Source organism: Pseudomonas sp. 05N432, from assembly GCF_056396945.1.
In genome coordinates this window covers 1-13,260 of record NZ_JBFTMM010000020.1, presented here as the reverse complement: position 1 = coordinate 13,260, position 13,260 = coordinate 1, and the positions used below count along the sequence as shown (strand labels likewise).

The window sequence follows — 13,260 nt, the reverse complement described above, 5'->3', positions numbered from 1 at the left end:
GTGGTCTGTTGTTCGGGTGTGTCAATTGCCTATTTGGAGCTAGGCTTTAGCTTGAACCGAGCATTGGTTGGGTGTGATGCCCGGCATAAGGAAGGTAATGAACAAGCTCATTGTTGCGTTGGCAGTCCTGGTCTTGGTGGGGTGTACGACAAATGCCAAGACTCACGTGGTGCGTGGTGTGAGTGGTATCGAGATCGATTGTTCGGGGCTCGGATCAGGTTGGGATAGGTGTTACAAGCGCGCTGCAAGAGAATGTGGGGTGGAGGGGTACAAGGTTATTGGCAGGTCCAGTGATGCTAAAGAAGAGGGGGAGGATTATCTATTCGGGTGGAACCCGGCCGGATACCTCACTCGCGTCATGTTGGTGGTTTGCAGGTGATGGTTCGGTTTGCCTCTGTGGTGTGGAAGGGTGGGGTGCCGGCTCCGGGAGGCGAGCTTTGCGGTCTCTGTCAGGGAATACAGATAAGTCAATATATAGGCTGTTCAAAACCCTTCGAGCATGCTAAAACCTTTGAAGCGATGATCTAGCTGCTTGAAAAAGAAGGGAAAAATATGACGAAGTCGGAGTTGATCGAACGAATTGTCACCCATCAAGGGCTGCTCTCATCCAAAGATGTGGAGTTGGCTATCAAGACCATGCTTGAGCAAATGTCCCAGTGCCTGGCGACTGGTGATCGAATCGAAATCCGTGGATTTGGCAGCTTCTCTTTGCACTATCGTGCGCCGCGCGTCGGTCGTAATCCCAAGACCGGTCAGTCGGTTAGTCTTGATGGTAAGTTTGTGCCGCATTTCAAGCCGGGTAAGGAGCTGCGAGATCGGGTGAACGAAGACGAGGAGCATGGGGTTTGACAGTGTTGATTCAAGGGGGGCTTCATGCGTAATCTCGGGCGCGTTATCGTCGTGGTTTTTGTTCTTCTGCTTATCTTGGCGATCCTGGGATTTGTTCTTGAGAATCAGCAGACTGTTTCTTTGTTTTTCTTTGGTTGGGCTGGCCCGCAATTGCCTATTTCTGTTGTTGTGGTGATGGCATTATTGGTTGGGATGTTGATCGGTCCCTGTATTGCTTGGTTATATGGCCGCGTCATGCGAGTTCGTCGCAAGCGCTTGGCCTGACTCCAATGCTCTCGGCGTCTAAAAGCGCCTGGATGGTAATTGCTTGGTAGTCGGGTCGGGGGGGGGCAGTGTACTCATGATGGATGGCTATTTCCATGGGGGGGTACATCTAGTTCGATGCTGCTATGCATTGAAAAATTGGCGCTCTACTCTCCTTCCTCTGGTATTGAGATTCCTGCAGCTTGCCGCGGTCGATGCGGTTCATTCTGTTTCGATGTCATTTTCACTTGCGCGATACCATTCCTGGTTCGGGCGCGCTGCGCCTTGCCTACAAATCGCAAACATGCGATCCTCGCAGCGATATTTTTTGTTGCAATACAGTGCTATATGTCGGCTAATGGAATGTTAAATCATTCTGTTCAGTCTTGTATGATAGTTTTTTTCTATTGATGGTAATGCTGTGTCCATTCAAACGCCAATAAGCGCTTGGGTTGTGGGAGGGGAATTCCAGTATTGCTTACACCGGATGGTTATATGAGTATTCCTGATGCTGTGTTTGAGTTTTGGGGGGCTTGATGATCTGGTCTTGCAGTATGTTCGATGGGATTGCCCGATTTATGTGCTGTTGTTTAGTGGTGTGCCTTGTTTGATGTGTTTTAGGTGCGTTGTGCGTATTGTGCGGAAGATGAGTTGAACGATACTAGATGAATATGAATGTTTTTCTTCGAAAGCTTCTGCTTTATGTACCGGTAAAAATGGTGCCCGCTTTTTCAGGCATCTTCCTGATTTTTTTTCTGTATAAGTCCTTCCCTGATGGGCAGTATGTAAGTTATTCGGTTAGTTTGTTTTGCTCGTTAATTGCTGCGCAATTGTGTGCTGGATGGGTTGGTAATTCATTTATTTACTATTATTCGGGGGTTGAGGACAAAAAATTATTTATTTCTAATTGCGTGTCGGTGATTTTACTTATTGCGCCTGTTGCTTCGCTTCTGGCTGCGGTGGTATCTGTTTTTTTTGTGCTCGAAAGCTATGTGTTTATATGTGTTTGGTTGTTGTGCTTCAGTCAGATTCTATTTTTCTTTCTTTCGTCCGCGTGTCAGGCAGACTTTTTGGTCAAGCAACAACTAGTGGCGGYGGTGCTGCAGGCGCTCGCGCAGATTTTGTTGGTCATGGCTTTTTTTCGGTTTGTTGATGTTGATTTCAGATACGCGCTTCTGGCTCTGTCTGTGGGTTATTTTATTGCGGCATTCTTTTTGCTGTTTGTAATGCTGAAGAAGTTTGGTGTTTCTAATCCTTTTTTGGATGTTGGCGTATTTAAAGATAATTTGAGATTGATTTATCAGTACGGCGCAGCCTTGTCGCCATGGATTCTCGGTATGTTGGTGGTGGCTGGTTCTGATCGATTTGCAATAGGCTACTATAGTATTGAGCATGGTGATTCGTACCTCTCACTGAAGGATTTGTTTGTGGGGGGGGCGGGGCTATTGAGTATGCCTTTGTTAATGATGGTTCATCCATTCGTAATTAAAAGATTTAGAGAAGGGGTTTTTGCTGTAAAAATAATTGAAAGCTCTTCGAGCTTTTTGATTGTTGCGTTCTCGCTTCTTTGGTGTGCGCTGTATTTTGTGGGGTTTGATTTTTTTGAAAGGATCACGGGGAAGGCCATTGAAGCATCTAAAGTGGCCATCCTTTTCGCGTTCGCTGGTGTTTTTTTGAATAGTGTGTCCGTTTATTTTCAAAAGCGCCTTGAAGTGCATCGACGGATGAAGTTGTTAGCTTACCTTTCATTGATTTCTGCACTGGTTTCGGTGTTTTTTGCTTGGGTGGGCGGCAGGTACTGGGGGCTTTACGGTGTATCTCTTGGTGTTTTGTTGGCTCAAGCGATCTACTTTATTTTGGTTACTGCAAGTATGTTTAAGCGCCTTGATCTGTATCGTAGCTTTGTGCTACCGGCATTTATATCATCTTTGGCCTTCCTGGCCGGCTATGTCTTCTATATAGGGCTGCAGAGCGTTGCGATTCCCTTGCTCTGGTGGGAGAAAACGGTTTTTTGGTTGGTTGGGTTTTCGATGGTCTCACTTTTTTCTCTTTGGCGGGGGGTGAGGTGGAGTGAGTTCATGAAGGCCACCGTATGACGGTGTGGCATATTATTATATTATCTCGTTCGCTCCAATGGTCTGTTTTTTATCAGGTTTTGGTTTGGATGGTATTGAGTCAAATGGTGGTTCTTATGTATGGGGTGTGTTCATTTTCGTGGCAGTCAGGATAAGCTTTTACTTTTAAAATCTTCAGGTTTTGTTGTTCGTCGTATTGGTTATTGAGAAGGCGAAAATGAGTAAAAGAATTGTTTTGTTGGGTTTTTATGTGGGTGACCGTTATTTTGAAAAATATTCGGTGGGAGATGCATTTCCCCAAGTGGCAGCTTATAAGTTAGAGGGGCGATTTCTTGATGCGCTACGATTTGCTGGTGGTGTAGTTAATACGGTTGCCAGTATTGCTGTGTCAACGTATCCGAATAACAAAAAGGTGTACTTTCCAAGTGATTCGTATGTGGGGGCGAAGGGGGAGGAGTGTAATGTTACTCCGCTGATAAACTTACCGCTATTTAAAGTTGTTAGTCGCATGTTGGGGTCGTTGTTTGGTCTGCTTCGCTTGCGAAGGGTTGGGGTGGATGTTGTATGTGTCTATGCGGCTCATACGCCCAATCTGCTGGCTGCCTATATTCTACGAAAACTCCACGGTATTCCTTATTTTGTTTATATACCTGATCTGCCCTCTTATATGGATATGGGGATGAACAGATCTTTTTTTATGCGGCTCTTGAAAAAGCTGGATGCTCGTATTATTGATTTTCTTATTTCTGCGTCCTCTGGTGTTTTTGTTACAAGTCAGTACATGGTGAAAGATAGCGCCAAGTGGTCCGATAAAGCGTACTTGGTGCTTGAAGGTATTTCCAGTTCTGCTGCGCTGGCTGTAAGCAGTGATGTGTCGCAGGGAATGCACAAGAAGTTTATTTTTTATGCGGGCGGGTTGAATAAAGCTTATGGAATAGTTGAGCTGGTTGAGGGTTTTATAAAGGCCGGTGTTGACTATGAGTTGTGGTTGTGTGGGCGCGGTGAGCTGGAGTCGTATCTTTCTGAAGCCTCTGCTCGGCATCCATCGGTGAAGTACTTGGGTTTCTTGAGTGTCTCGGAAGTTGAGAGGATACAGGCCAGTGCTTCGTGCTTGATTTTAAGTAGGAGTCCAGAGTTGCTTTACACGCGCTACTCATTCCCTTCTAAATTGCTTGAATATATGGTTAGTGGCGTACCTGTTCTCACTACGCGACTCGGTGGGATCCCTGATGAGTACTACGAATTTTTGAGTGTTATAGAGGATGCTTCCTCTGATGGTATCAGCGCCGCTTTGAAGGCATTTTGTGCAGCTGATCAACAATTTTTGTTGAATAAGGCGGCTTGTGGTAAGATTTGGGTTTCGGAAAATAAGTCTAGCTTTGCCGTCGGACGAAAAATCGTAGATTTTATGGAGGAACATAATTGACTATTTTTAGTGGTAAGAAACTGTTGATCACCGGCGGGACTGGTTCTTTCGGAAACGCCGTACTTAAGCGTTTCCTGGATACTGATATAGCTGAGATTCGTATATTCAGTCGTGATGAAAAGAAGCAGGATGACATGCGTAAGCACTACGCAAACTCCAAGCTGAAGTTCTATATCGGTGATGTCCGTGATTATCAGAGCGTTCTGAACGCCACTCGCGGTGTTGATTATATTTTCCACGCTGCAGCGCTCAAGCAAGTACCTTCCTGTGAGTTTCACCCGATGGAAGCGGTCAAGACCAACGTCATGGGAACCGAGAACGTACTTGAAGCTTCCATTCAGAATGGCGTCAAACGTGTTGTTTGTCTCAGTACTGACAAGGCCGTTTATCCGATCAATGCCATGGGTATTTCCAAGGCGATGATGGAAAAGGTGATGGTTGCCAAGTCGCGCGGTGCTGATGATGACAAAACTGTCATTTGTGGTACTCGCTATGGCAACGTGATGGCGTCGCGTGGTTCGGTCATTCCGCTGTTTATTCAACAGATTCGTGATGGTAAGCCTTTAACGCTGACCGACCCGAACATGACACGTTTCATGATGACTCTTGCCGATGCTGTGGATCTTGTGCTTTATGCATTCGAACACGGTAATAATGGTGATTTGTTTGTACAAAAGGCGCCGGCGGCTACTGTAGAAGTTCTTGCCAAAGCGTTGACGCAGATGCTCAATTTGCCCGAACATCCGATACAAGTGATCGGCACGCGTCATGGTGAAAAGTTGTATGAGGCATTGCTCAGTCGTGAAGAGATGGCCTGTGCCGAAGACCGCGGTGAGTACTTCCGTGTGCCGCCTGATTTGCGTGACTTGAACTACGCAAAATTCGTAGAGCAAGGCGAAGAGAAGATTTCCCGCACTGAAGATTACAACTCGCACAATACTGTGAGATTGGATGTGGACGGTATGAAGCAGCTGTTGCTTAAGCTTGACTTTATGCGCGCTATTCAGCGTGGCGAATACGCAACGCCTGAGGAGTGACAGAATGAAAGTGCTGATCACCGGTTCCAACGGTTTTGTTGGCAAGAACCTGATAGCGCACTTGAGCGAGCGTAGCGACGTTGAAGTGCTGCGCTTTACTCGTGAAGATGATATCGCGCAACTACCTGCCTTGATGGCTGAAGTGGACTTTGTGTTTCACTTGGCGGGGGTCAATCGCCCGCAGGATCCGGAGGAGTTCAAGACGGGGAACGCTGATCTGACTCGCGCGCTTTGCGAGGCGGTTGCGGCGTGCGGCAGGTCTGTGCCTGTTCTTTATACTTCCTCCAGCCAGGCAGAGCTTGATAATCCTTACGGCAGCAGTAAACGTGCTGCAGAAGAAGCGTTGACCGAACTGGCTGATCAGCACGGCGCGACAGTTTATGTGTTCAGGTTGCCGAATGTTTTTGGCAAATGGGCTCGCCCAAACTATAACTCTGCGGTCGCAACCTTCTGTCATAATATTGTCCATGGTTTGCCTATTCAGATTAATGATCCGCAGGCCAATATCAATCTGGTGTATATCGATGATGTCATTAAGTACTTCATCTACGCGCTGGATGGTCAGTTACCGATTGAGCGATTTGTTGCGGTTGAACCTCAATACGCTATTAGTGTCGGGGCGTTGGCGAAGCAATTAGAGGCGTTTCGTGATAGCCGTACTACATTGATCACGGAACCAGTCGGTACAGGGTTGGTGCGAGCGCTATATTCTACTTACGTCAGCTATCTGCCACCCGATCGCTTCACTTACGAGGTTCCCAAGTATGGGGATCCTCGGGGTGTATTTGTTGAAATGTTGAAGACGGGGGACAGTGGTCAGTTCTCCTACTTTACCGCTCATCCAGGGGTGACACGTGGTGGTCACTACCATCACTCGAAAACTGAAAAGTTTCTGGTGATTAAAGGTAAGGCATGTTTTCGTTTCCGTCATATAGTCTCTGGGGAGTTTTACGAGTTGTTCACAACAGGTGAGCAGCCGGAAATTGTCGAGACTGTGCCAGGGTGGACGCATGACATCACTAATGCGGGAGACGATGAAATGATCGTCATGCTCTGGGCCAACGAGATTTTTAATCGTGAGCTCCCGGATACCTATGCACGGCCATTAGCGACTCCGGTATAAGGCATGAGGTGCTCTCTGCTCTGTTTGCATGCTTTGAGTGCACAGTGCAGAGAGCCTGTCTGTTGGTAAGTGTGCAATGAGCCCCATATTCTAATCAGCCACTTGAAATCTATTCTCCTCTTCCAGGGATAGGTCGTTCAGGTGCGCTTCGTCATCAAAGGCAGAAAACAACGTCCCGTTGAAACTCTCGACGCCTCGAAGGTCTATTGATGGCTGGGTGCTCTGACCTATCTGGATGTCGAATCCGTGGTGCGCTTGGGCGTTGCTGCACTCGCAGTACAGGTTGGATTTTTGGCTTGGTATGCTGTCATCAGCCTAGCGCGACACCTTTCGCCGGGGCGACTGGATGCTGGTATGTCACGCGCAGTAAAAAACGGGTGCTGGCTAAACTGAGGCGCAAAAAAAAACGACTCAATGTGTCATTATGTACCGCGACATTCGTCGCTTGCTCGGCAGCGACAAGCGGGCTCTGCGCGCTGCGCCAAAGCCGACAGCGGCTTGGCGACGATCGAGTTTCGCTTCGGTTGGTGCGAGGCAGCAGGCGAGTATTACTGATTGTTTGTCTATCACTTTTTGAAATGTGACGCTTAAAAAATGAAAAAACTAAAGGTCGTAACCGTGGTGGGAACCCGCCCGGAAATTATTCGTCTGTCGCGTGTAATGGCTGCTCTGGATCAGTATTGTGATCATGTACTTGTTCATACCGGGCAAAATTACGACTACGAATTGAACGAAATTTTCTTTCAGGATCTAGGTATTCGCAAGCCTGACCATTTCCTGAACGCGGCTGGCTCTACGGGTGCGGAAACCATCGGTAACGTGATCATTAGCGTAGATCGTGTACTGGCGGAGGTTCAACCTGAGGCCTTACTGGTGCTGGGTGACACCAATAGCTGCATGGCGGTGATTCCTGCGAAGCGTCGCAAGATTCCGACCTTCCATATGGAGGCTGGCAATCGTTGTTTCGATATGCGAGTACCAGAAGAGATCAATCGTCGAATTGTCGATCACACCGCAGACATTAATCTGACCTATAGCACTATCGCTCGGGATTATCTGCTGCGTGAAGGTTTGTCGCCAGACATGGTGATCAAGACCGGAAGCCCAATGTTTGAAGTCCTGAACTATTATCGAGAGGGTATTGAGGCGTCTGATGTTCTTGAGCGATTGGGTCTTGAGTCAGGTAAGTTCTTTGTCGTCAGCGCGCACCGCGAAGAAAATATTGACTCTGATCAGAACTTTTTGAAGCTGGTAGACGTTCTTAATAAGACAGCTGAAACCTACGGGATGCCGGTTATTGTATCTACGCACCCCCGGACGCAGAAGCGCGTAGATGCAATGGGCGTGCAGTTTCACGAAAATGTGCGCTTGCTTAAGCCGCTGGGCTTCAAAGACTACAATAAACTTCAACTCGAGTCCAAAGCGGTTCTTTCCGACAGCGGCACTATCAACGAAGAGTCCTCGATTCTCAACTTCCCTGCGTTGAATATTCGAGAAGCTCACGAACGTCCAGAGGGCATGGAAGAGGCTGCTGTCATGATGGTCGGCCTTGAGGTCGAGCGAGTGATGCAAGGTCTGCAACTCTTGGAGACACAAAGTCGTGGGGATGAACGGACGCTGCGACTGGTGCAGGATTACAGCATGCCAAACGTTGCGGAAAAGGTAGTCAGGATTATTCATAGCTATCGTGATTATGTTATGCGCGTTGTTTGGAAAAGGTTCTAAATAGAATGGCAGTTCGCGTATTATTACTTACCCAATGGTTTGACCCGGAACCGACTTTCAAAGGTCTTGTTTTCGCGCGGGAGCTTGTTAGACAGGGGTTTGACGTCGAGGTGGTTACGGGTTTCCCCAACTATCCTGGTGGCAAGATTTATCCTGGTTTTAAAATGCGATTAATTCAGCGTGAGTTGATCGATGGTGTAAGAGTAACGCGACTGCCACTCTATCCAAGTCATGGACAAAGTGGGGCTGGGCGGATAGCCAATTATGTCAGTTTTGCTGCAACAAGTCTTTTTTACGGACTGTTCTTCAGTAAGCGCGCTGATGTGATATATGCCTACCACCCTCCCTTGACAGTAGGTATCGTAGCGACGATTATCCGTTTCTTTAGGCGTATTCCGGTTGTTTACGATATACAGGATCTGTGGCCTGATACTTTGCGTGCAACCGGAATGTTCGCTAATGAAAAGGCGCTCAATCTGGTATCCAAAGTTTGTAACTACGTCTATAAAAATGTTGATCAACTGGTAGTGCTTTCACCCGGTTTCAAGCGTTTACTGACTGAGCGCGGTGTGCCGGAAAGCAAAATTGAAATTATCTATAACTGGTGCGCAGAGGATCTTTTGGTTTCCTCCGGTAATCAGTTACCCGCCAACTTTCCAGATCCCTCAAGATTTCGCGTTTTGTTTGCCGGGAATATGGGCAAGGCGCAAGCTCTGGACTCGGTGCTCGACGCCGCTAATCTTCTTCAGGAGCGGAGTATCGATCTGGTATTCGTCTTCTTGGGTGGAGGGGTTGAGGTTGAGCGCTTGAAGCAAAAGGCTGAAGCGAACGGTCTGCGTAATGTTGTGTTTTTACCTTCCGTCCCTATGAGTGATGTGGGCAGCTATCTTGCGAATGCTGACGCGTTGCTGGTACATCTGAAAAAAGATCCATTGTTTACGGTGACCATCCCTTCTAAAACGCAGGCGTATATGGCAGTTGGTAAACCGTTATTAATGGCAGTCGATGGGGATGCAGCTGACTTGGTGCGGCTGAGTGGCTGCGGACTCGTCGCTGAGTCGGAAAATCCAGAGTCGCTGGCTGCTGCTGTCCAGTCTTTGCATCTGGCTGGCGATCAGAGTCGAAATGAGATGGCTGAAAAGGGTCGGTTTTATTATCGTGACAATCTTTCCTTAAGTGAAGGTGTGCGACGATTTGCCGATATTTTCAAGCGGCTTTCAAAACGCAAATGACATTATGTTTCAGGTCGAAATCGACGCTCGCCTTGATATGCAAATTAGGAACATAAAATGTTGAAACGGCTTTTTGATATTCTGGCTTCTTTTTTTGGCCTGCTATTGTTGTCTCCCGTTATTTTGTTTGTGGCTTTTCAAATTCGCCGCAAACTCGGAGGACCCGTTTTGTTTCGCCAAGTCAGGCCTGGTCTCCACGGCAAGCCTTTCGAGATGGTTAAGTTTCGCACGATGAAGAACGCTTTTGATTCAAAAGGCGTACCTCTTCCCGATGCTGAGCGCATGACACCATTTGGGGCGTTTTTGCGCTCCAGTAGTTTGGATGAGCTGCCTGAGTTGTGGAATGTTCTGAAGGGGGAGATGAGCCTTGTAGGGCCGCGCCCGCTGTTGATGGAGTATCTTCCTCTTTACAGTCCGGAGCAATTTAGACGCCATGATGCACGCCCGGGAGTGACTGGGTGGGCGCAAATCAATGGGCGTAATGCGTTGAGTTGGAATGAAAAATTCAACCTGGATGTCTGGTACGTTGATAATCAGTCTCTAAAACTGGATATAAAAATCATTCTATTGACCCTCAAGAAGGTTGTAGTGCGCGAAGGAATCAGCGCCGACGGGGAGGTCACCATGTCGAAATTCACCGGTAACAAGCCATGAAACGTTTGGCCATTCTCGGGGCGGGTGGGCACGGTAAGGTGGTCGCCGATACTGCAGAATGCTGTGGGTGGGAGCATGTAGATTTTTTTGCAGACGGCTGGCCTGCGCAGGCGACGAATGGCAGTTGGAGTGTCGTTGGAGACACTTCGTCGTTGATAGAGCAGCTCTCGCACTATGACGGGGTAGTCGTTGCGATAGGGCACAACTCAATTCGCAAGGCCAAGCTTGATGAGCTTGCTCAGAGAGGGGCTCCTCTGGTTTCGTTGGTTCATCCGGCGGCCACTGTCAGTCGGCGAGCATCTATCGGCCTTGGGTCAGTAGTATTCGCAGGTGTAGTGGTGAATGCTGACGCGGTGATAGGTCCGGGGGCGATTCTGAATACCGGTTGCAGCGTTGATCACGATTGTGTTTTGGGTGAGTGCGTCCATGTCAGCCCCGGTGCTAGACTGGCGGGCGGTGTTCGGGTCGGCAATCTGAGTTGGATTGGTATTGGCGCTAGTGTCAGGCAATTGATTCGGATCGGCGCAGGCGTAACTGTCGGCGCCGGGGCGGTTGCGGTAAGCGATGTAGAAGACTCGGTGACGGTGCTCGGTGTTCCGGCAAAGGTGTTTTTCAGGACTTGACCTGCGTTGTACAAGGCGTCATTGCACTTGATACGGCGTATTTGAATGGATGCTTCGCGAGATCCTTTATTTTTAATCTACGGGTACTGGCTGTGTTGAATACACCATTTTCTCCTTGGCCCTCTTTCACTATTGATGAGGCTGATGCGGTTCGCGACGTGATTCTCTCCAATAAAGTCAACTATTGGACGGGGCAAGAGTGTCGGGAGTTTGAAAAGGAATTTGCTGTCTGGGCAGATACAAAGCATGCCATTGCCCTGGCCAATGGAACGGTAGCTCTGGACCTCGCATTGCAGGCATTGGGAATTGGCGCTGGTGATGAGGTCATCGTGACTCCGCGTACCTTCCTTGCCTCTGTATCCAGCATTGTCAATGCGGGGGCTATTCCCGTATTTGCCGAAGTTGACCCGGACTCCCAGAATTTCACTGCCGAGACCATCCGTGCGGTATTGACTGAGCGTACTCGTGCGTTGATTTGCGTACATCTCGCAGGATGGCCCTGCGACATGGACCCGATTATGTCGTTGGCGGCCGAGCACGATCTGAAGGTTATTGAAGATTGTGCCCAGGCGCATGGCGCGCTCTATAAAGGACGTCCGGTCGGTTCCATTGGTCATGTCGGGGCTTGGTCGTTCTGCCAGGACAAGATCATGACCACTGGTGGCGAAGGCGGCATGGTCACCACGAATGACCGAGACCTCTGGTTGAAAATGTGGTCTATCAAGGACCATGGCAAGAGCTGGGAAGCGATCTATGAACGTGAACATGCGCCTGGCTTTCGCTGGTTGCATGAAAGTTTTGGTACTAACTGGCGAATGCTGGAAGTACAGGCTGTCATTGGACGTATCCAATTGCGTCGAATGCCTCAGTGGCAAGCAAGTCGACTTGAGCACGCGGAACGCATTTGGTCATGTGCTCGTCAACTGGGCGGCCTGCGTGTTCCAGTCATTCCAGAATATTGCACTCACGCGGCCTACAAGTGTTATGTCTTTGTTGAGCCACAGCTGCTGAAAGCTGAATGGAGTCGTGATCGCATTATTTCGGAAATTATTGCTCGTGGTGTTCCGTGCTACTCCGGTTCTTGCTCTGAGGTTTACCTTGAGAAGGCCTTTGACGATACCGGTTGGAGACCCGACGTTCGCTTCTCTGTGGCACAGGAGCTCGGGGAAACAAGCTTGATGTTCCTTGTGCATCCGACGCTGACACAGTCGGAAATGGACAAAACCTGTGCGGTTCTTGGCGAAGTAATGCAATTGGCATATCAAGCACACGCTTGATCTGACAGGGCATCCAGCGGTCGAAAGTCTTCTTGGCATACATTCTTGGCTGTCAGTTTGCTCGGAATGTATGTCAGTAGTCAGATGTGCTGTTTGCTGCAGTGAAGTTGGCGATTTAGAGCGCAGGAGCTGTGAGGTGTTCGAAGGGTTTATGGATAAGTTGCGAACCTTGTTGTTGGGACTGCCGCGCCGTCATAAAAGGCTGATTCAGATTCTTGCGGACGTCATGTTGGTTTGGGGCGCGCTATGGTTGGCGTTTGTCGTACGCCTGGGTCTCGACGAGGTGGTCAATCCCTTTGCAGATCACCTATGGCTTTTTTTGGCGACCCCCGTCATTTCCGTTCCTCTATTCATTCGTTTTGGAATGTACCGAGCAGTTCTGCGCTACTTCGGCAATGATGCGCTGATAGCGATTATCAAGGCAGTCAGCCTTTCGTCGCTGATTCTCGGGGTGGTGGTGTATTGGTACAGTAATCATCAGAACGTTGTCCCTCGCTCGATCATTTTTAACTACTGGTGGTTAAGCCTGATCATGGTAGGAGGGCTTCGCCTGGCCATGCGCCAGTATTTTCTGGGCGACTGGTTTGCCGCGGCGCAGCACGTTCCGTTCACCAATCGTGACAATGGATTGCCCCGTGTTGCTATCTATGGGGCAGGTGCTGCCGGCAACCAACTGGTTGCCGCCTTGCGCATGGGCCGGGTCATGCGCCCGATAGCGTTTATMGATGATGATAAGAGCATTGCCGATCGSGTGATYTCMGGYTTGCAGGTRTACAAGCCCAAGCACATTCAACGCATGATYGAAGAGACCGGMGCTCAGGAAATCCTGYTGGCGRTTCCTTCGGCCAATCGCGGGCGTCGCCGCGAGATTCTGGGCTTTCTGGAAGGTTTTCCGTTGCATGTTCGAAGCGTGCCCGGTTTCATGGACCTGGCCAGCGGYCGGGTCAAGGTGGATGACATTCAGGAGGTCGACATCGCGGACCTGTCGCGGACCTG

General features: G+C 49.0%; 13 protein-coding genes. All 13 read left to right on the top strand.

Annotated elements, in window-relative coordinates:
* Positions 1 to 97: 97 nt before the first annotated feature.
* Positions 98 to 379 carry a hypothetical protein gene (locus AC1DHT_RS23140; RefSeq protein ID WP_427546955.1) on the top strand — a complete coding sequence of 94 codons (282 nt, stop codon included), beginning with the start codon at positions 98 to 100 and terminating at the stop codon, positions 377 to 379.
* 173 nt (positions 380 to 552) lie between these two features.
* A complete protein-coding gene (gene ihfB / locus AC1DHT_RS23135; protein ID WP_427546958.1) occupies positions 553 to 849 on the top strand; it encodes an integration host factor subunit beta in 297 nt (98 codons plus the stop codon).
* Between the two features lie 24 nt (positions 850 to 873).
* The gene (locus AC1DHT_RS23130; RefSeq protein WP_427546961.1) at positions 874 to 1,113 is read left to right on the top strand and encodes a lipopolysaccharide assembly protein LapA domain-containing protein; all 240 of its coding nucleotides are present in this window, start codon (positions 874 to 876) and stop codon (positions 1,111 to 1,113) included.
* 644 nt (positions 1,114 to 1,757) lie between these two features.
* Positions 1,758 to 3,188, top strand: coding sequence for a lipopolysaccharide biosynthesis protein (locus AC1DHT_RS23125; protein ID WP_477761483.1), 1,431 nt, complete (start codon positions 1,758 to 1,760; stop codon positions 3,186 to 3,188).
* Positions 3,189 to 3,384: 196 nt separating this feature from the next.
* Entirely contained in the window at positions 3,385 to 4,593 is a 1,209-nt protein-coding gene (locus AC1DHT_RS23120) for a glycosyltransferase (protein WP_427546967.1), read from the top strand.
* Between the two features lie 2 nt (positions 4,594 to 4,595).
* A complete protein-coding gene (locus AC1DHT_RS23115) occupies positions 4,596 to 5,630 on the top strand; it encodes a polysaccharide biosynthesis protein (protein WP_071555825.1) in 1,035 nt (344 codons plus the stop codon).
* Between the two features lie 4 nt (positions 5,631 to 5,634).
* On the top strand, positions 5,635 to 6,753 hold the full coding sequence (gene wbjC, locus AC1DHT_RS23110; RefSeq protein WP_427546970.1) for a UDP-2-acetamido-2,6-beta-L-arabino-hexul-4-ose reductase: 1,119 nt from the start codon (positions 5,635 to 5,637) through the stop codon (positions 6,751 to 6,753).
* 594 nt (positions 6,754 to 7,347) lie between these two features.
* On the top strand, positions 7,348 to 8,478 hold the full coding sequence (gene wecB, locus AC1DHT_RS23105; RefSeq protein WP_427546973.1) for a non-hydrolyzing UDP-N-acetylglucosamine 2-epimerase: 1,131 nt from the start codon (positions 7,348 to 7,350) through the stop codon (positions 8,476 to 8,478).
* A 5-nt stretch (positions 8,479 to 8,483) separates the two neighbouring features.
* A complete protein-coding gene (locus AC1DHT_RS23100) occupies positions 8,484 to 9,710 on the top strand; it encodes a glycosyltransferase family 4 protein (RefSeq protein WP_427546976.1) in 1,227 nt (408 codons plus the stop codon).
* 57 nt (positions 9,711 to 9,767) lie between these two features.
* Complete coding sequence (locus AC1DHT_RS23095) at positions 9,768 to 10,364, top strand: sugar transferase (RefSeq protein WP_123584974.1); 597 nt, start codon at positions 9,768 to 9,770, stop codon at positions 10,362 to 10,364.
* The gene (locus tag AC1DHT_RS23090; protein ID WP_427546979.1) at positions 10,361 to 10,987 is read left to right on the top strand and encodes an acetyltransferase; all 627 of its coding nucleotides are present in this window, start codon (positions 10,361 to 10,363) and stop codon (positions 10,985 to 10,987) included. Before AC1DHT_RS23095 ends, AC1DHT_RS23090 begins: the two co-directional genes overlap by 4 nt.
* Positions 10,988 to 11,079: 92 nt before the next feature.
* Positions 11,080 to 12,264: a DegT/DnrJ/EryC1/StrS family aminotransferase gene (locus tag AC1DHT_RS23085; protein ID WP_427546985.1), complete on the top strand. Its 1,185-nt coding sequence runs from the start codon at positions 11,080 to 11,082 to the stop codon at positions 12,262 to 12,264.
* 151 nt (positions 12,265 to 12,415) lie between these two features.
* Positions 12,416 to 13,260, top strand: an 845-nt coding sequence (locus AC1DHT_RS23080) for a nucleoside-diphosphate sugar epimerase/dehydratase (RefSeq protein WP_477761492.1), incomplete at its 3' end; no start/stop codon positions are given.

Bases quoted from the DNA above. Each gene is read 5' to 3' on its own strand.
- AC1DHT_RS23140 (WP_427546955.1), top strand. From the start codon at position 98: ATGAACAAGCTCATTGTTGCGTTGGCAGTCCTGGTCTTGGTGGGGTGT.
- ihfB (WP_427546958.1), top strand. From the start codon at position 553: ATGACGAAGTCGGAGTTGATCGAACGAATTGTCACCCATCAAGGGCTG.
- AC1DHT_RS23130 (WP_427546961.1), top strand. From the start codon at position 874: ATGCGTAATCTCGGGCGCGTTATCGTCGTGGTTTTTGTTCTTCTGCTT.
- AC1DHT_RS23120 (WP_427546967.1), top strand. From the start codon at position 3,385: ATGAGTAAAAGAATTGTTTTGTTGGGTTTTTATGTGGGTGACCGTTAT.
- wbjC (WP_427546970.1), top strand. From the start codon at position 5,635: ATGAAAGTGCTGATCACCGGTTCCAACGGTTTTGTTGGCAAGAACCTG.
- wecB (WP_427546973.1), top strand. From the start codon at position 7,348: ATGAAAAAACTAAAGGTCGTAACCGTGGTGGGAACCCGCCCGGAAATT.
- AC1DHT_RS23100 (WP_427546976.1), top strand. From the start codon at position 8,484: ATGGCAGTTCGCGTATTATTACTTACCCAATGGTTTGACCCGGAACCG.
- AC1DHT_RS23095 (WP_123584974.1), top strand. From the start codon at position 9,768: ATGTTGAAACGGCTTTTTGATATTCTGGCTTCTTTTTTTGGCCTGCTA.
- AC1DHT_RS23090 (WP_427546979.1), top strand. From the start codon at position 10,361: ATGAAACGTTTGGCCATTCTCGGGGCGGGTGGGCACGGTAAGGTGGTC.